Source organism: uncultured Ruminococcus sp. (assembly GCF_947301925.1).
Classification (GTDB): domain Bacteria; phylum Bacillota; class Clostridia; order Oscillospirales; family Ruminococcaceae; genus Ruminococcus.
In genome coordinates, this window is record NZ_CAMYUE010000007.1 from 79210 (window position 1) to 95994 (window position 16785).

Sequence of the window (16785 nt, forward strand, 5' to 3'; positions counted from 1 at the left end):
TGCCGCAATATAGGCAAATTGCTAAAAAAGCCCCTGATAAATTTGTAACAAGACCGCAAAAAAGGTGTTTACAAAAAGAGTGATTTGTGGTATAATATTTTACAGTAGTTATACGTGGTTAACGTTATCACCCGCTAACCATTTCTATAACCGAATAAATTTATTTAGGAGGTCATTCCTATGGCAATCACAAGAAAAATGAAAACCATGGACGGTAACAATGCTGCTGCATATGTGTCCTACGCTTTCACGGAAGTTGCTGGTATCTATCCTATCACACCTTCCAGCCCTATGGCAGACTATGTTGATCAGTGGTCCGCTCAGGGTGTAAAGAACATTTTCGGCACTACCGTTAAGGTTGAGGAGATGCAGTCCGAGGCCGGTGCAGCCGGTACTGTTCACGGTTCTCTGAACGCCGGTGCTCTCACCACAACCTATACTGCTTCTCAGGGACTTCTTCTCATGATCCCGAATATGTACAAGATCGCAGGTGAACTGCTTCCCTGCGTATTCCACGTTTCCGCACGCTGCGTTGCTTCTCACGCACTGAACATCTTCGGTGACCACTCCGACGTTTATGCTTGCCGTCAGACAGGTTTCGCAATGCTGGCTGAGACAAACCCCCAGGAAGTTATGGATCTGGCTGCTGTTGCTCATCTCGCTTCCATCAAGAGCCGCGTTCCTTTCATCAACTTCTTCGACGGTTTCCGTACATCTCACGAGATCCAGAAGATCCAGGTATGGGATTACGAGGATCTGAAGGAAATGTGCGATATGGACGCTGTAAAGGCATTCCGCAGCCGTGCTCTCAATCCTGAGAATCCTACAATGCGCGGTTCTCACGAGAACGGAGATATCTTCTTCCAGCACCGTGAGGCCTGCAACTCCTACTACAATGCTGTTCCCGGCATCGTTGAGGAGTACATGAACAAGGTAAATGAAAAGCTCGGCACTGACTACAAGCTCTTCAACTACTACGGCGCTGCTGATGCAGAGCGCGTAATCGTTGCTATGGGTTCAATCTGTGACGTTGCTGAGGAAGTTATCGACTACCTTAACAAGAAGGGTGAGAAGGTCGGTATCGTCAAGGTTCGCCTGTTCCGTCCTTTCTCTGCTGAAAAGCTCGTTGAGGCAATCCCTGCAACAGCAAAGACAATCGCTGTACTTGACAGAACCAAGGAGCCCGGCTCTCTCGGTGAGCCTCTCTACCTCGATGTAGTTGCTGCTCTCAATACTACAGGCAGAAACGGTATCAAGGTTATCGGCGGCCGTTACGGTCTCGGTTCCAAGGATACTCCTCCTGCATCTGTATTCGCTGTTTATGCAGAACTGGCAAAGGCTGATCCCAAGCCTCAGTTCACACTGGGTATCGTTGACGATGTTACAAACCTCTCACTTGCTGAGGAAGACGCTCCCAACACAGCAGCAGAAGGCACAATCGAGTGCAAGTTCTGGGGCCTCGGCGGCGACGGCACCGTTGGCGCAAACAAGGACTCCATCAAGATCATCGGCGACCACACTGACAAGTACGTTCAGGCTTACTTCCAGTATGACTCAAAGAAGACCGGTGGTATCACTATCTCACACCTCCGTTTCGGCGACAAGCCCATCAAGAGCCCTTACTACATCAACAAGGCTGACTTTGTTGCCTGTCATAACCCCTCTTACATCCTCAAGGGATACAAGATGGTTAACGACGTAAAGCCCGGCGGTGTATTCCTTATCAACTGCCAGTGGAAGCCCGAGGAGCTCGATCAGCACCTCACAGCTGATACAAAGCAGTATATCGCTAAGAACAACATCCAGCTCTATCTGGTTAACGCAATAGACCTTGCACAGGAGATCGGTCTTGGCAAGCGTACCAACACCATCCTCCAGTCCGCATTCTTCTCACTTTCAAAGGTTCTTCCCGAGGCTGAGGCAATCGGCTACATGAAGGAAAAGGCTCAGAAGTTCATGAAGAAGGGTATCGAGATCGTTCAGATGAACGAGAAGGCTATCGACGCAGGCGCAAACGCTTACGTTAAGGTAGATGTTCCTGCTGAGTGGGCAAACGCTGTTGATAATTCCGCACCTGCAAAGCTCGAGGGCGCAGAGAAGCTCGTCAAGATGGTTGACGGCATCATGAACCCCGTTGGCAAGATGCTCGGTGATACACTTCCCGTTTCTGCATTCTCAGATCACGTTGACGGTACATTCGAGCAGGGTGCTTCCGCATACGAAAAGCGCGGAGTTGCAGTTATGGTTCCCGAGTGGAATCAGGATACCTGTGCAAAGTGCAACAAGTGTTCATTTGTCTGCCCGCACGCAACTATCCGTCCCTTCGCTCTGACAGACGCTGAAGTTGCTGCTGCTCCGGAGAACATCAAGATCGCTCCCAAGCCCATCGTAAAGAGCGAGTACAAGTACACTCTCGCAGTTTCCGCTATGGACTGCATGGGCTGCGGCGTATGTATCGGTGTCTGCCCCACAAAGTCACTCAAGATGGTTCCGAGAGAGTCTCAGGAGCCTCAGCAGGCAGTATTCGATTACTGTGTTGCTAAGGTTACAGAGAAGGCAGATGTAGCAACTGACGCTAATGTTATCTCCAGCCAGTACAAGAAGCCTCTGCTTGAATTCTCAGGCTCATGCGCAGGCTGTGCTGAGACTTCATATGCAAGACTCATCACTCAGCTCTTCGGTTCCAGAATGTACATCTCCAACGCAACAGGATGTTCTTCAATCTGGGGCGGTCCTGCTGCTACTTCACCTTACACTGTTGATGCAAACGGCCACGGTCCTGCATGGGCAAACTCACTGTTCGAGGACAACGCTGAGCACGGTCTCGGTATGTATCTCGGTCAGAAGGCTATCCGTGAAAGACTCATCGAGGAAGTAAAGGAGATCGCTGCAAGCGACAAGGCTTCTGCTGAGATCAAGGCAGCTGCTGACGAATACCTCGCAACAGTTAACGACGGCGCAAAGAATACAGCTGCAACAGCTGCACTCGTTGCTGAGCTCGAGAAGTGCGACTGCAAGTGCGATAAGAAGGCAGATATCCTTGAGAACAAGAACTACCTCTCCAAGAAGTCCATATGGATCTTCGGCGGCGACGGCTGGGCTTATGATATCGGCTTCGGCGGTCTTGACCACGTTCTCGCTACAGGCGAAGATGTAAACATCATGGTATTCGATACCGAGGTTTACTCAAATACAGGCGGACAGGCTTCCAAGTCCTCCAACATCGGACAGGTTGCACAGTTCGCAGCAGCAGGTAAGGCAATCGCTAAGAAGCGTCTTGCTGATATCGCTATGAGCTACGGTTACATCTATGTTGCACAGATCGCTATGGGTGCCGACATGAACCAGACACTCAAGGCAATCAAGGAAGCTGAGGCTTATCCGGGACCGTCACTCATCATCGGCTATGCACCTTGTGAGATGCACTCCATCAAGGGCGGTATGACTAACTGTCAGGCTGAGATGGAGAAGGCTGTTAAGTGCGGCTACTGGAACAACTTCCGTTACGATCCTCGTCTTGCTGCTGAGGGCAAGAATCCCTTCCAGCTCGACTCCAAGGCTCCCACAGAGTCTTATCAGGACTTCATCATGAACGAGGCTCGTTACAGCGCACTCACACGTTCATTCCCCGATCGTGCTAAGGAACTGTTCGAGAAGGCAGAGAAGACTGCTGCTAATCGTTACGAGTACCTCACAAAGCTGGCTGAGAAGTAAGCAGCGTGACGCTGCACCCGTCCACGTTGACGCTCGTAAACTCGCTCACTCTCTGCAAAACAGATAGTCTGCTATCGCTTACGGAAGTTTAACGTGTAATATGCACATACGAATATAATAAATCTCCCCGATACTTCGCGGTATCGGGGAGTTTTTGTTTTACATCTTTTTATTGAAATATACAAGCGAACCGAGATAAATGACAAGATATACCCCCATAGCAGCTCCAAGCGTCCAGTAGACCGTGTTGTTTATGTATGAAGCGGCAATAGTTGCTATACAGAGAACGAAAAGGGTGAACAGGGACGTAAAGTTTCCAGCCTTCTGCTGAACAGCAATAGTTCTCTCGTCGGTATTGCGTACATACCATTGCTTCATGGCCGCATCGTCCTTAACGGCTTTTCTCATGCGGATTATATTCATTATCAGCACGGTTATGCCGCCCACGAAAAAGCCGAAATTTGTCTCGCCTTTGAGTATGCCCTTACCCTCAAGCACCTGAAGAACGATCAGTGCTATCAGCAGTAAAGCAGCCAGTATCCGGTATATAACGATCTTGGTCCTGAGTTTTTTTCTGCAATTTTCCATAGTTATCCTCCTTAAAGGTTCTCGTCGCCCTCGAAAATGAACAGCTCCTCTATGGCAACGCCGAAGAACTGCGCCGCCTTGTGTGCAAGAGTGAGGGACGCATTGTATTTCCCGTTTTCCAGTGATATTATAGTCTGCCGCGTGACGCTGAGCGCGTCGGCAAGCTCCTGCTGCGTGACCTTCCTTGCTTTCCGCAGCTCCTGTATCTTATTCTTCAAGACATCGCCCTCCTTTGCAAAAGTAAAGTTAACTTTACAATAATAGTATAGCACGCTTTACATTTTTTGTCAAGCCAGCTTTACATATTTTTATATTTTAACATTATATCTGCCGTTTCAAAGCTTAAACCAGCTGTTCCTGCTTGTCAAAAAGTTGTACAAAGCATATCATATGTCTGCATTTTTAGTATCTCACAGACAAAATATGTAGAATTTTACCATAAAATATTGACAATTAGTATCAATAATATTATAATATACTCAGAGTTTGCGCAATCTCTGAAAAATACTTTACAAAGGATATGAATTAAAATGAAAAAAGCTCTAACTAAGATCGCAGCAACACTTTCCGCAGCATTACTCGGCGCACTTCCTATGGCTAACAGCCTTTCAGCAAGTGCAGCAAATTGCAGCGGTGTCAAGACATACAGAACATACGTCTACTACAGCGGCGGCGCAACACAGACAAGAAGAGTCGATGTAGAATTCTACACAAACAATCCCCTTAAGGTAAAGGGCAACGCAAGAACAACAGGCTGCCTCAACGGCTGGATGGACCGCGAGGAAAAGGGCGGCAACTCATACGGTGAGCGTTTCTGGAAGTCATGGAAGACCAATAACATCACAACCAGCGTAGGCACTCTCTTCAAGGTAGTTTCCGAGATCAAATCAGGCAACTACACATATAATGATCTGGCAGGCGCTTATGAGATCAAGGCATACAATGCAAACAATCAGCTCATCTCAGGCACACAGTACTGCTTCTCCGCTAACACCTACCTTGTAGGCGATATCAACGGTGACAGCAAGGTAAATTACACCGACCGAAACCTTCTCTATAATATAGTAAATCATTATTATTCTCCTACAACAGGAACCGAGATGTACGGCGCAGATATCGACGGCGACGGCTACTGGACTCAGACCGACCTTACGCACCTTAATAACTACCTCCAGGGCTATCAGTACTCACTGGCAGATATCCAGGCAGGTTGATCATTCCGACACAAACAACAGCAAAGCTCCCCGATATACTCGGGGAGCTTTTTTTGCGGCGCCTGTCAGACTACGTCTCATTTATCTTAGCTCTCATTTACTGCCGGCTTTCATAAGCTTACGGTACTTTCTGCGCTTGACAAGATAGAGCAGCTGCCAGAATATCATCACAGGGAAGACGGGAATTATCACGCCGAACAGGAAAATGCCATATATGGTGAAAGTTCCCCAGAATGCCTCTCCCCCGTAATACACGGTATCGCTCAGAAACGTAAATCCTCCCCACATACTTGATACCGAACCGACCATCAGCAGCACAGAGGGAATGAAGCTAAGCCAGAAGCTTGCTCTGTACAGTCCTGATACGGGCTTTTTCCCTGCCTCGTACCGTTTCCTGAGTCTCCATGATACCAGTATGACCATTGACACGAAGAAAGAAATAATGAACGCCCAGGCCAGTACGGTAGTGCCCTCGTCAAACATACGAAAATCCATTTCTATACCCAGAACGTACCGTCTGTACAGTATGTTGGCAACAAATAAAACAGTTATACCACTGAAGAATACCAGTAAAAGCTTTTCATGTTTTTTCATAAGCTCATCTCCTTTTGTTCAGCCGCAGCCTTTTTTCTGCCGCGGATAAGCTTTACTATATAGAGTATCTGCCAGAACACGCAGAACGGCAGCACAGGAATGATACAAAGTATAAATCCCATTATGGTAAATGCGCCTTCAAAGGCTTCCCAGCCGTACCTGACGGACCACAGAAATCTGAAGCCGTGCTTCATGCAGTACAGGCAGTAGATCAGAAGCAGCACAAAGGGTAAAAACGAACAGTAAAACGACACTCTGTATGCAAAGGAAGGTACTTCCTTGCCATTGCTGCTGCGCCTGCGGGAGATACACATAACAGGCACAGAGATAACGCCGAAAACTCCCAGAACGAGCACCGCTCCGAAGGGACTCATGTATTCCAGCCTGAAGTAGTCTGCAACAGGCTGGCGGAAGCTGTCGAAAGCAGCCGAAAGAATACATCTTACGATAAAGGCTGCTATTGCCGCCAATGAGATACCAAAAATGATCTTTTCATGTTTTTTCATATTCCTGCACTCCTTTCACACGCCTTAGTGTCATAAGCTTTCTTATAATAAAGCTGACCTGAACTGTGACCGCAAGGGGGATAACGGGTATGGCCGTCATAATAATGAGCATATACAGCAGCGTTCCGCCGAAGCTGCTGCCTGTATTCTGTGCCGCATCGCCGCAGGCTGCATAAACGCACAGCACTGCGGGAAGGAATGACAGTATAAACAGCACTCTGAACCACACAGGGAAGTCCTCGCGGCTCCTGCCCAGCGCATACCATATGATAAGCGCAGTCCCTGCGACGAGCCAGATGCCAAATGAAACGGCTGTTATCACCGTCCCGGAAACTCCCGCCGCTATCATTGCCGCAACCGCAGCAATAAAGCTCACAGCAAATATGATGACTGCCTTTTTCATTGTCTCTCCCTCCTTTACTGTACTTATGATAACACATATCACGGCACAAATAAAGGTACCGAATGTCACTTTTGCGGTGACATCTGTCACTGAAAAGCGCCTGTACCTGTGAATATCTCACAAATACAGGCGCCATATTCTGTGCATAAAGCAGAAACTGAGAATTATTTTTTCTTATTCAACCGTTTGCGTTTGAATTCCACCATTTTCCCCTCTCTTACAGAAGGCAGTTTACTTGATCCCCCAGATATTCTCAGCGTAGTCCGCAATGGTACGGTCGGAGCTGAACTTGCCCGAATTGCACATATTCAGCCACTGTTTACGGGCGAATGCAAGCCTGTCGCTGCTGTAGTCAGCAATGCAGCGCAGCTTCTTGTCAACGTAGTCCCTGATATCGCCCAGGAGATAATAATGATCGGGAGCGTGCCAGCTTGCGCCGTCAAGGAGAGCCATATACAGCTCGCGGAAATCGCCGCTGCCTCCGTCGGAAACGGTGCCGTCGATAAGCGAGGAGACCACTCTGCGGATCATAGCGTCCTCGGAGAATATGCGCCTGCTGTCGTATTCGGGGACTATCTTCTCCAGCTCCTCAACGCGGGCGCCGAAGATATAGTTGTTGTCCTCCCCAGCCTCCTGAACTATCTCTATATTTGCGCCGTCGTAGGTGCCGAGAGTAACAGCGCCGTTGAGCATGAGCTTCATATTGCCCGTACCGCTGGCCTCAGTGCCTGCGGTGGATATCTGCTCGGAGACATCTGCTGCCGCCACAAGCTTCTCGGCGTAGGACACATTGTAATTCTGCACGAACACCACTCTGATAAGGTCACGGGTATCGGGGTCTGAGGAGACTATCCTGCCCACCTCGTTGATATACTTGATTATAGCCTTTGCGCGGCGGTATCCGGGAGCGGATTTAGCTCCGAATATGAAGGTAACGGGAGTGAAGTTCTGTATGCTGCCGTCCTTTATGCCGTAGTATATCCACAGTATGGAGAAGGCGTTGAGGAGCTGCCTCTTGTACTCGTGGAGACGCTTTATCTGTATATCGAAGACTGAGCCTTCATCAATTTCAATACCGTCATGAGCCTTTATGAAGTCCGCAAGCTGCTTCTTCTTGCCCTGCTTGATATCAATGAAGCGGCGGAGCACGTTCTCGTCGTCGGCAAATCCTGTAAGCTCCCTGAGCCTGTCAAGGTCGTTTATCCAGTTATCGTCGCCCAGAAGCTCTGTTATGAGAGCAGACAGCTCCCTGTTGCAGAGGGCTATCCAGCGGCGCTGAGTGATGCCGTTGGTCTCGTTGCGGAAGCGGTCGGGATAAAGGCTGTACCAGTCCGCAAGCACGGAATCGCGGAGTATCTGGGTGTGTATCTCCGCAACGCCGTTGATATGCCCCGAAGCATAGCAGGCCATATCAGCCATGTGGATAAGACCGCCCTTTATGATCTTAATGCGGTCGGTCTTTTCGCGCTCAACTCCCGCAACATACATCTCCGCAATGAGGGCTTCGTTTATCTGTATTATTATAGCGTATATCCTGGGGAGGAGCTCCTCCACCAGATCGGTGCGCCACTTTTCCAGAGCCTCCTGCATAACGGTATGGTTGGTGTAGTTGAATATCCTCTTAGCCATTTCAAGGGCTTTTTCAAAGGTGAAGCCCTCGTTGTCCACCAGCTGTCTTATGAGCTCGGGTATGGATATAACAGGGTGGGTGTCGTTGAGCTGCACGGAGATAAAGTCCGCTAAGTTATCGAGAGTGCCGAAGCGAGCCTTGTGCTTCCTGATGATATCCGTAAGCGACGCGCAGCTGAAGAAATACTGCTGCTTCAGGCGGAGCTTCTTTCCCTCGTCGGTATCGTCATTGGGATAGAGCACGCGGGAGATGTCCTCGGCGTAGATCTTCTCCCTTGACGCCTCAAGGTAATCCTGCTTGTTGAACAGGTCAAAGTCGAACTCCTTCACGGGCTCAGCCTGCCACAGCCTGAGAGTTCCCACATTCTCGGTGCGTAAGCCGAATACAGGCATATCGTAGGGCACGGCCTTTACGGTCTGACCGCTGTACTCGATAAGGACAGCGTCCTCCTCGCAGCGCACCGACCATGGATCGCCGTATTTCGTCCAGTCGTCGATATCCTCCCTCTGGAATCCGTCAACTATAGACTGCTTGAAAAGTCCGTACTTGTAGCGTATGCCGTAGCCGTCAAGGGGCAGTCCAAGGGTGGCTGCACTGTCAAGGAAGCAGGCCGCAAGACGTCCCAGACCGCCGTTTCCGAGAGCGGCGTCCTCTATCTCCTCAAGGTCTGCAAGGTCGAGACCCAGCTCCCCGAAGATCTCCTCCACCTCATCGTAAATGCCGAGTACAAGCAGATTGTTGTACACCGCACGTCCCACAAGGAACTCCATGGAAAGATAGGCTGCACGGCGCTTTGAAAGGTGCTCCTGACGGGCATTGCTCCAGCGGTCGGCAAAGAGCTCCATAACCGTCTTTCCCAGCGCGTCGTGAAGCTGCTGAGGTGTGGCGGCCTTTATATCCCTTGGGAGCCTTCCCGTAAATTTATCAATAAATAGTTTCTTATCCATATCTCCATACCTTCCTTTTCTGCGCTAAGCTCTTGGTTCTTAGCTCTTGATTCTATCTGTTATACAGCTTATTGAGCTTTCGTATCCTCTTTGCCAGCTCGGGAGTAAAGTCCGACTTTTTCGTGCGGAACTGCCAGTTGCCTCCCAGAGTTGAGGGCGTATTCATCCTACCGTCACGTGGACTGTCAAGGAAGTCCTGTATCTGCGCCGCAGCCACCTGTGCAACGCTTCCCCATGCCGCCCTTATCACCGCAGCAGGTATATCCTTTTTCTTCTTGACGTTCAGGTACTTCATAGTGAACTTCAGCGACTTCTTATCTAAAGTCTCCACCCAGCCGATCAGGGTCTCGTTATCGTGAGTGCCCGTATACGCAAAGTAGTTGGTGCCTGTATAGTTATGGGGCAGATACTCGTTCTCGCTGTCCGAGAAGGCGAACTGAAGCACCTTCATTCCCGGATAGCCGCACTTGTCCAGCATTTCCCTTACCTCGGGAGTGATGAAGCCCAGGTCCTCGGCGATGATATTGAGCCTGCCCAGCTTCTCCTCCGCCAGCCTGAAAAGCTCATAATTCGGGCCCTTCTTCCACTCTCCCACCGTAGCGTCCTCATTGCCGTAGGGTATGGAGTAATAGCTCTCAAAGCCGCGGAAGTGGTCTATACGGACGATATCGTACAGCTCGGAGGCCGCTCTGATACGCTCTATCCACCATTCATAGCCCGTCTTTTTGTGGTAGTCCCAGTTATAGAGGGGATTTCCCCAGAGCTGACCCAGCGGCGAAAATCCGTCGGGAGGGCAGCCTGCAACAGCTGTGGGACGGCGCTTCCTGTCGAACTGGAAAAGCCTTGGCGAAGCCCATGCCTCCACGCTGTCCAAAGCGCAGTAAATGGGGATATCGCCTATTATCTCTATGCCGCTGTCGTTGGCATACTTTTTAAGCTCTTCCCACTGTCTTGCAAACTCGAACTGTATGAACTTATTGAAGCCGATATCCTTTTTCAGCTCCTTCTTTGCGGCCGCAACGGCCTTGGGACGGTGCATTGCGATATCCTCGTCCCATTCATACCAGGGCTTGCCGTCATAGCGGAATTTCAGCGCCATGAACAGGGCATATTCCTCCAGCCACTTCTTATTCTCCTCGCAGAACTTCCTGTACTGCGGGAATTTAGCAGGCCTGAAGCGGTCATAGGCCACTCTCAGCACATCGAAGCAGTGATCGTACAGCAGGCTGTAGTCCACCTTATCCGCAGCGCTCTCCCAGTCATAGGCCGCAAACTCATGGTGCTCCAGAAGGCCGTCTGCCTCCAGCACCTCAAAATCTATGAAGTAGGGATTGCCCGCCCTTACCGAAAAGGACTGATAGGGCGAATCACCATAGCTTGTGGGAGACAGGGGCAGTATCTGCCAGCATTTCACCTCCGCAGCTTTGAGGAAGTCAACGAACTCAAAGGCCGCCCTTCCCATTTTTCCTATGCCGTACTCCGACGGCAGACTGGATATATGCATAAGTATACAGCTTTTCCGCATATTATTCATCTCCGTTTACTCATCTGTATAAACTCCGCAAAAGCGCCGATACTACACACAGGAGGTGGTACACATGAAGCTTTCGCAGCTTTTCTTTTCGTTTCTCATGGGCTATTTCTGCTACAGTCTCATAGAGATAGTCATGCGGGGATACACCCACTGGACCATGTCTCTCACGGGAGGTCTCGTCCTGACTGTGCTCTACGCAATGAACAGCCGCCGCACCATGACGCTTATCGGGAGCTGCCTTGCAGGCTCGCTCCTCATAACCGCCATAGAATTCACAGTCGGCTTTTTTGATAATATCATTATGCGCTGGAACGTATGGGATTACTCGGATATGCCCCTGAATTTTCTGGGGCAGGTATGTCTTCCCTTTTCCTGCTTCTGGTTCTTTCTCTGCATACCTGCGCGGAGCCTCTGCGGGCTCATGCACAGGCGCTTCTGTAATAAAAAGGCTGTTCCGATAGCCTCAGAACAGCCTTTGTGATCAATAGTTCTTGTTGGGATCTGCGTTAAAGAAATTATTGCTGCTTTCTGTGTAGTAATCGTTGGGTTCAAGCGACATAAAGTCCTCGTCCTCGATATCGGGGAGCCTTGCACCGCAGCGTCCGCAGAACTGGAAGCGCTCATTGACCTCAGCGTCGCACTTGGGGCAGATCTTATAGCCTCTTATGCCGTTGAGCTCATATCTCATCTTCTTTATTCTTCTGCGTCTTGTATCGATATCATCGCAAAGTACCTTCAGGGATGCAGGATCCTCGGTAGGATTCTTGTAGTATCTCTTACCGATATCGGTAAAGATCTCTACTATCCTTTCCTCCTCATAAAGTATCTTTCTTTTGAGGTTGTTAGCTTCAGAGATGTTTTTCGCCTTCTCGGACACACCCCTGCTTGCGTCATTGAATTTATCGAGAATTCCCATTTTTCATCACTCCTGTTGCATATTTTCTCGCTAAATATTGCACTTATATTATACAACATATATCGGATTTCTGTCAAGCATTTTATATAAATACAGCAACGTTTTGTGCAATACTTACATTTCGGCTATATCATTTTCGGTAAGCTGAATAATGCCGCCCCTGTTGAGAGCTTCAGCAGCCTGAGCATTGTCATCGACGCGGATAACAAAGGATACAGCCCTGTCGGAAGTACCGAGGAATGAGTACATATACTCAACGTTTACGTTGTCCTGTCCGAGAACGTCCAGCACGCGGCTGAGCTGACCCGGTGTATCGGGTATGGATATTGCCAGAACTTCCGTTACGTTTACCGCATAGGAAGCCGCTCTGAGTATTTCCACAGCCTTCTCGGTATCATTGGCGATGAGTCTGATTATACCGAAATCAGCGGTATCTGCAAGGCTGAGAGCTCTGAGGTTCACGCCGCTCTCCTTGATTATCCTCATGACGCCTGCCGCCTGATCGGGTCTGTTATCCACAAAAACTGAGATCTGTTTTACATTTGACATTACTATCTTCCTCCTTCTGGTTTCCGTCCCTGCCGAGAGGTATCACGCCTTCTTCTTTGAAGCCGCCTTGGGCTTTTCGTTATACATAACGAGTACGGAGAGCTCGTCCAGATACTCGTTTACATGAGTCTGGGCGTCATGGCAGAGCCCCGATGATGTGCTGAACTTTATGTCGATCACATCGACGCCTGCGATGAACTGGTTGAGCTCGTTCTCAAAGGCTGCAAATCTCTGATATTTCTCCTTTTCGGGCATATAGTTAGTTGAAAAGATCTTTATTTTCATAAATGTACCTCCTTATATGTTCTCTGTTCCCCCCTGAGATCAGTCGTGAAGCTTTCTTCTGTCTATTACTCTTACCGCCTTGCCCTCACTTCTTGTGATGGACTTGGGCGATACAAGGTGAACCTTGGGATTGATACCCAGCATGGTCTTGATAGCTACGGCAAGATCGCGCTCCTGCTTCTGCATATCCTTTACCTTGTCAGAGAACTGGTCGGGATTCATCTCAACGCTGATGTCAAGAGTATCCGTATTGTTCACGCGGTCCACCTCGATGAGGTAGTTGGGTGAATAGCCCTGCTCGATGAGAACTGTCTCTATCTGTGAGGGGAATACATTTACGCCGCGGATTATCATCATATCGTCGCTTCTGCCCATAGGCTTAGCCATCTTGATGAGAGTCCTTCCGCATGAGCACTTCTTTCTGCTGAGCACGCAGAGGTCTCTTGTGCGGTAACGGAGAAGGGGGAAGGCTTCCTTGGTAATGCTTGTGAATACCAGTTCGCCCACCTGTCCCTCGGGGAGCACCTCCCCTGTTTCGGGATCTATGATCTCGGGAATGAAGTTATCCTCGTTGATGTGCATACCTGTCTGCTCGGAGCACTCAAATGCCACGCCGGGGCCGCTGGACTCGGTAAGTCCGTAGATATCATAGGCCTTTATGCCCAGTGATTTCTCGATAGAGCGGCGCATCTCCTCAGTCCAGGGCTCTGCACCGAAGATACCTGCCTTCAGCTTGAGATCCTCGGGCTTTATTCCCATTTCGGCTACTGTTTCACCGATATATGCGGCATATGAAGGGGTACAGCAGAGTATGGTAGAACCAAGATCCTGCATGAACTGTATCTGTCTTTCGGTATTTCCCGAGCTCATAGGAAGAGTGAGACAGCCTGCCTTGTGTGAGCCGCCGTGAAGTCCCATACCGCCTGTGAAAAGGCCGTAGCCGTAAGCTACCTGTACAACGTCGTCCTCGTTGCCGCCTGCGGCAGTAATAGCTCTTGCGCAGCAGTCCTCCCACATATCAACGTCGTTCTGGGTATAGAATGCCACAACACGCTTTCCTGTGGTACCGCTGGTAGAATGTATCCTTACGCAGTCGCCAAGGGGCTTTGCAAGGAGTCCGTAGGGGTATGCCTCTCTTAGATCTGCCTTACTGAGGAAGGGAAGCTTGTGAAGGTCCTCCGTTCCCTTGATGTCCTCGGGCTTTACGCCCTTTTCGTCCATGAGATCACGGTAATACTTCACGTTTTCATAAACGTGCTTTACCTGTGCCACGAGGCGCTCGTCCTGGAGCTTTTTCATATCCTCCCGTGAAGCACATTCGATCTCTTTGTTCCAATATTTTTCCATTGGACTTCATACTCCTTTGATATGGATTTTTTATGTGAAGTTAATTATGTTCATGCTGATGCGGCGGATAATATCCGCCCCTACACAGTTCTTAGATCTTAATTCTTAATTACCTGGCAGCCTTGCCCAGCTCGAAAGCCTTCTTGTTGAGCTCCAGGAACTTGGGCGGTACGCACTGCTCAAGCGCCTTCTGCCACAGCTCGTCTGGATAGTCCATGCGTGAAGCAAGTACGCCCATGAGAACTACGTTTGAAGCCTTGGCTGTACCTGCCTCCTCGGCAAGTGAAAGCGCGTCAACAGCTACCAGCTCAACGCCTGCTGCCGAAAGCTTGTCCACAAGATTCTCGGGATACTTTGCAGCTCCCGTGATAACAGGCATGGGGTCTATCTGCTGTGTTGAGGTTATGAGCTTGCCGCCCTTCTTCAGATAGGGCAGACATCTTGCCGCCTCAAGCAGTTCGAAGGAGATGACTGCATCAGCCTCGCCCTTCTCGATAACGGGAGAATAAACCTTCTCGCCGTACTTTACATATGTCACAACGGAGCCGCCTCTCTGAGACATTCCGTGTACCTCGCTGACCTTTACGTCATAGCCCTGTGCAAGAAGCACATTTCCCAGAAGTCTCGAAGCCAGCAGAGAACCCTGTCCGCCTACTCCGACTATCATTATTGATCTTGTTTCCATTTTATATTACTCCTTAAAGAATATTAGAAATTATTTCTTCCGAACTTTGCAAAAGCTCCGAATGCGCCCAGGCCCGCAAAGAGATAATTCTCTGCAAGTGAAGCGTAGAAACGTCCTTTCAGATTGGCCTCGGCAAGTATCTTTCCGAAGTTATCCCAGCAGTTGCCGAAGGTTGGCGTGGTATCGCCTCCGAGAAGTCCCTTGTAGTAATCATCGGTATAGCCGTAGGTGTCATACTCTCCCAGCCAGTCCTTGGTAAGGGATATGGCCTCGTTCATAACGTCCACAAGGGCGGAGGTCCAGGATATCTTTACCGAGAAGTATACGGCGATTATCATTACCAGACCGCATATCAGCAGACCTGTCTTTGCGGAGAGCCAGCTGTCCTTGGTCATGAGCTTGTAGCCGAAGAAGATACAGGCCGCCATTACCGCGCCGCACAGCGAAGCGATGAAGCCGAATCTCGCCACCAGTATCATGAGCAGCATACCGGGAACAGCACCTATAACGGCTCCCAGCAATCCCTTCAGTGCAGACACGAAGTCTGTATCGCTGCTTGTGGCTGCCCTTGTGGTGTAGGAATCGTTTGAATTATAGTTCTTGTACGGGTCGTACCTGTAATCGTCGCTGCTGTAGCCCGACGCGGACTGTCCGTAGCCGCTCTGCTGATTTCCGTAATTGTTCTGAGGAGCGCCGTAGCCTGCGGGCTGACTGCCGTAGCTGTTCTGGGGGCCTCTGTTCACGGGAGGCTGCTGGCCGTAGCCGTTCTGCGGAGCTCCGTTCACAGCGCCCTGCTGTCCGTAGCCTCCCTGTGGTGCAGTGCGGTCGGAGGCACGCTGTCCGTAATTCATACGGCGGGGGTCGTATCTGTAATCATCTGACGAATAGCCCATATCGTTGACCTTGGGAGGCTCCTGCTGAGGCTGGCCGCCCATTGGCTGCTGAGGCTGAACCGCAGGCTGCTGTCCGTACTGTGCAGGCTGCTGCGGCTGTACCGCCGGCTGAGGCGCAGCGGCAGGCTGCTGAACAGACTTGTTTCCCAGATGTCCGAAGGCGCTGTTCATCTGATCCAGCGCACTGCTGATATCATCTGCCGTGCTGACAGGAGCGCCTGCGGGCGCAGCTGCCGATGGATCGTACATTCCCTGTGCAGAAGGCATGGAATGCTGCTGAGCACCGCCAGGTGTACCGCCGGTCCCGCTCTGTGAACCTATGCCCATCATAAGATCGTCCATAATACATATCCTCCCTGTATCATTTATGCGATGATCTCAAGGTCGCCGTCTACAAATCCAATAGCAACGCCCTTGACCCCTTTGATCACTTCCGCATATTTACCGTTTCTGAGGTATTCCTCAGCCATTTCCCTGAAAAGCTCCTGAGCGTGTGCCCAGCCTGTGTCCTCCTCGTCGGAGGTATCCACAGTGAATATGTTCTCGCCGCTGCTCCAGACCTCCTCGCAGGCCCAGTCGCCCTCCTTGTCGGCAGGATCGAACTCTCCCGCGGCAATGAGCTGTACGCCGTAGATATGGTCCTCATCGGACTCCTCATAGAGGTTGAAGCAGAAAGCCTTTGTGCTTTCGGGCATATCATTGTTTTCGAGAAGGTCGTCCAGCCAGTGTGCGAACTCCTCATATATCGGTAACTGTATCATCTTTTTTCCTCTTTGTTTTCTTAAATCTGAAAAACTCAAGCTTTGAACACTCGGGGCACTCATAAATGCTTACTGTAAGAGCTCCGGACAAGAGATTGTCCCAGTCCCCAATTATCCAGCCTGTTCGTCCGAGCTGTATCCTCTTCGTTCCCATGTACTTCATAAGTACATGGCAATAAGGACAGTTTACTTTTCTGATCTTCATAATATTATCCCTTT

General features: G+C 50.0%; 18 protein-coding genes. 3 read left to right on the forward strand and 15 right to left on the reverse strand.

Features of this window, described 5'->3' with window-relative positions; genetic code table 11:
* The first annotated feature begins 186 nt into the window (after positions 1–186).
* Positions 187–3714, forward strand: coding sequence for a pyruvate:ferredoxin (flavodoxin) oxidoreductase (gene nifJ, locus Q0Y65_RS09805; RefSeq protein WP_297959386.1), 3528 nt, complete (start codon positions 187–189; stop codon positions 3712–3714).
* A 159-nt stretch (positions 3715–3873) separates the two neighbouring features.
* Here the strand turns inward: nifJ and Q0Y65_RS09810 are convergent, their stop codons facing one another.
* Together Q0Y65_RS09810 and Q0Y65_RS09815 are read right to left on the reverse strand one after the other, a co-directional pair.
* On the reverse strand, positions 3874–4302 hold the full coding sequence (locus Q0Y65_RS09810; RefSeq protein ID WP_297959302.1) for a hypothetical protein: 429 nt from the start codon (positions 4300–4302) through the stop codon (positions 3874–3876).
* 11 nt (positions 4303–4313) lie between these two features.
* Positions 4314–4520 carry a helix-turn-helix transcriptional regulator gene (locus tag Q0Y65_RS09815; RefSeq protein WP_297959304.1) on the reverse strand — a complete coding sequence of 69 codons (207 nt, stop codon included), beginning with the start codon at positions 4518–4520 and terminating at the stop codon, positions 4314–4316.
* 312 nt (positions 4521–4832) lie between these two features.
* Here Q0Y65_RS09815 and Q0Y65_RS09820 point away from each other — a divergent pair, with 312 nt between their 5' ends.
* Positions 4833–5516: a dockerin type I domain-containing protein gene (locus Q0Y65_RS09820; protein WP_297959306.1), complete on the forward strand. Its 684-nt coding sequence runs from the start codon at positions 4833–4835 to the stop codon at positions 5514–5516.
* Between the two features lie 93 nt (positions 5517–5609).
* On the opposite strand, the gene Q0Y65_RS09825 is transcribed toward Q0Y65_RS09820, so the two are convergent.
* The 5 genes from Q0Y65_RS09825 to malQ all read right to left on the reverse strand — a co-directional run bounded on the left by Q0Y65_RS09825 (position 5610) and on the right by malQ (position 11121).
* On the reverse strand, positions 5610–6110 hold the full coding sequence (locus Q0Y65_RS09825; RefSeq protein WP_297959308.1) for a hypothetical protein: 501 nt from the start codon (positions 6108–6110) through the stop codon (positions 5610–5612).
* Positions 6107–6616: a hypothetical protein gene (locus Q0Y65_RS09830; RefSeq protein WP_297959310.1), complete on the reverse strand. Its 510-nt coding sequence runs from the start codon at positions 6614–6616 to the stop codon at positions 6107–6109. The genes Q0Y65_RS09825 and Q0Y65_RS09830 overlap by 4 nt, the downstream gene beginning before the upstream one ends.
* Positions 6603–7019 (reverse strand): hypothetical protein, encoded by a 417-nt coding sequence (locus tag Q0Y65_RS09835; protein WP_297959312.1) that lies wholly within the window; start codon positions 7017–7019, stop codon positions 6603–6605. Before Q0Y65_RS09835 ends, Q0Y65_RS09830 begins: the two co-directional genes overlap by 14 nt.
* Positions 7020–7250: 231 nt before the next feature.
* Positions 7251–9596, reverse strand: coding sequence for a glycogen/starch/alpha-glucan phosphorylase (locus Q0Y65_RS09840; protein WP_297959313.1), 2346 nt, complete (start codon positions 9594–9596; stop codon positions 7251–7253).
* A 52-nt stretch (positions 9597–9648) separates the two neighbouring features.
* A complete protein-coding gene (gene malQ / locus Q0Y65_RS09845; protein WP_297959315.1) occupies positions 9649–11121 on the reverse strand; it encodes a 4-alpha-glucanotransferase in 1473 nt (490 codons plus the stop codon).
* A gap of 73 nt (positions 11122–11194) precedes the next feature.
* Between malQ and Q0Y65_RS09850 the strand changes: the two genes are divergently transcribed.
* On the forward strand, positions 11195–11611 hold the full coding sequence (locus Q0Y65_RS09850) for a putative ABC transporter permease (protein WP_297959317.1): 417 nt from the start codon (positions 11195–11197) through the stop codon (positions 11609–11611).
* Here Q0Y65_RS09850 and Q0Y65_RS09855 read toward each other — a convergent pair whose 3' ends face one another.
* The 8 genes from Q0Y65_RS09855 to Q0Y65_RS09890 form a co-directional block, all read right to left on the reverse strand.
* Positions 11612–12046 carry a zinc ribbon domain-containing protein gene (locus tag Q0Y65_RS09855; RefSeq protein ID WP_297959320.1) on the reverse strand — a complete coding sequence of 145 codons (435 nt, stop codon included), beginning with the start codon at positions 12044–12046 and terminating at the stop codon, positions 11612–11614. It abuts the gene before it with no gap.
* A 114-nt stretch (positions 12047–12160) separates the two neighbouring features.
* Positions 12161–12595, reverse strand: a complete 435-nt coding sequence (locus Q0Y65_RS09860; RefSeq protein WP_297959322.1) for an amino acid-binding protein — start codon at positions 12593–12595, stop codon at positions 12161–12163.
* Between the two features lie 42 nt (positions 12596–12637).
* On the reverse strand, positions 12638–12880 hold the full coding sequence (locus Q0Y65_RS09865; protein WP_297959323.1) for a hypothetical protein: 243 nt from the start codon (positions 12878–12880) through the stop codon (positions 12638–12640).
* Between the two features lie 39 nt (positions 12881–12919).
* Positions 12920–14227: a phenylacetate--CoA ligase family protein gene (locus Q0Y65_RS09870; protein WP_297959325.1), complete on the reverse strand. Its 1308-nt coding sequence runs from the start codon at positions 14225–14227 to the stop codon at positions 12920–12922.
* Between the two features lie 109 nt (positions 14228–14336).
* Positions 14337–14912 (reverse strand): indolepyruvate oxidoreductase subunit beta, encoded by a 576-nt coding sequence (locus Q0Y65_RS09875; RefSeq protein WP_297959327.1) that lies wholly within the window; start codon positions 14910–14912, stop codon positions 14337–14339.
* 23 nt (positions 14913–14935) lie between these two features.
* Positions 14936–16147, reverse strand: coding sequence for a hypothetical protein (locus Q0Y65_RS09880; RefSeq protein ID WP_297959329.1), 1212 nt, complete (start codon positions 16145–16147; stop codon positions 14936–14938).
* Positions 16148–16170: 23 nt separating this feature from the next.
* Positions 16171–16566 (reverse strand): hypothetical protein, encoded by a 396-nt coding sequence (locus tag Q0Y65_RS09885; protein WP_297959331.1) that lies wholly within the window; start codon positions 16564–16566, stop codon positions 16171–16173.
* Positions 16544–16771 carry a hypothetical protein gene (locus tag Q0Y65_RS09890; protein ID WP_297959333.1) on the reverse strand — a complete coding sequence of 76 codons (228 nt, stop codon included), beginning with the start codon at positions 16769–16771 and terminating at the stop codon, positions 16544–16546. The genes Q0Y65_RS09885 and Q0Y65_RS09890 overlap by 23 nt, the downstream gene beginning before the upstream one ends.
* Between the last annotated feature and the right edge of the window lie 14 nt (positions 16772–16785).